The following is a 1,437-nucleotide window of genomic DNA, read 5'->3' as shown; positions in this document are numbered from 1 at the left end:
AGCATATTGTAGATTTGGGCGGCTGCCACGCAGTCACCACCGGGCGAGTTGATCCAGACGGTGATATTCCCGGAGCCGGACATCAGCTCATCCTTGAAAAGCTGCGGCGTGACATCATCGTCAAACCAGCTTTCCTCAGCGATCGTGCCGTTTAAGAACAGGGTTCTCTCTTGGATCTGTTCCTGTGTCTCCTCGTTGGTCACCGTCCTGCTTTTCCAATTCCAGAACTTCTTCATCGGATTTTTCCTCCTTTCCGTTATCGGTGTTGATATTTGCAAAAGCTCCGGCGTTTTGCAGCGGGAGCATATTGCCGTTGATGAGGTATAAGTCACCGCCGTCCTCTGCCGGGATGCGGTCGAGGTTTTCCAGCTCACGGATGTCGTTGGCGGACATCCAGCCGTTCTGGCGGCCGATAGCGTACCCGTTCATGTGGCTCTGATAATCGCCGCGGAGCAGGCCTTCCAGATTGAACTTCACGAAATACACGGCTTTTTCGTCCTTGGACAGGAGCGACCGCTGAATGGACTGCTCCCAGCGGATGACCCAGGGGTCAAGGGTGTATTTCACGAACTCAAGGGACTGCTGCTCAATATTAGAAAAGCTCGATTTTTCCAGGTCGCCCACCATATGGGGTGGGACTCGGAAAATTCGAGCAATTTCATTGATTTGGAATTTGCGTGTTTCGAGGAACTGTGCCTGCTCCGGCGAAATGCCGATTGGCGTATATTTCATACCTTCTTCCAGGACGGCAATCTTATTGGCGTTGCCGCTGCCGCCGAAGGTGGACTGCCAGCTCTCACGCACACGCTGCGGATCCTTGATCGTACCGGGGTGTTCTAACACACCGCCCGGGGCGGCCCCATTGGCAAAGAACTTTGCACCGTATTCCTCGCAGGCGATAGCCATGCCAATGGCGTTCTTTGCCATAGCGATGGGACTGTAGCCCACCAAGCCGTCAAAACCCAAGCCGGGGATGTGAAGTACCTCGGACGGGTCAAGATAGACCGTTAAGCCTTTCATGGTGGGTGCATCGTCGGACTGGGTAGAATAGAGGTAGTAGAGCTTGCCGTTCTTGTCCCGGTTGACCTCCATGCGGTTGGGCATAAGTGGGTACAACGCCACCACTTCGCCTTTGCCGTTTCGGATGATTTGCGCATAAGCGTTTCCCCATAGGAGCAGGTGCGTCATAAGCGTTTCCCGGAATACGAAGGAGCTCATTTCCGGGTTCGGCTCATCGTGGAGTAAGTGGTAGAGCGGATGGTCGAGCGCCATTGTCTTGCCACCGCTGTCCGTGTATTTATATAGGTGTAGCGGCAGCCCCGCGACAGCCTCCGACAGGATACGGACGCAGGAATACACGGCGGTCATCTGCATGGCGGAGCGTTCCGTCACCGCTTTGCCGGAGGTCGTGCCGCCGAAGAAAAAGGCGTAGTTGCT

At 55.0% G+C, this 1,437-nt stretch carries 2 protein-coding genes; both read right to left on the bottom strand.

Annotated elements, in window-relative coordinates:
- On the bottom strand, window positions 1-236 hold a 236-nt coding region (locus WMO66_RS07510; RefSeq protein WP_349135797.1), incomplete at its 3' end, for an ATP-dependent Clp protease proteolytic subunit.
- Window positions 136-1,437 (bottom strand): phage portal protein (locus WMO66_RS07505; RefSeq protein WP_349135796.1); only part of this gene is annotated, 1,302 nt, incomplete at its 5' end. The genes WMO66_RS07505 and WMO66_RS07510, both read right to left, overlap by 101 nt.

The sequence above is a fragment of the Faecousia intestinalis genome, from assembly GCF_040096185.1.
Taxonomy (GTDB): Bacteria; Bacillota; Clostridia; order Oscillospirales; family Oscillospiraceae; genus JAZOXB01.
Note: the sequence above shows the minus strand (reverse complement) of the source record. Positions and strands in the feature narration are given on the sequence as shown.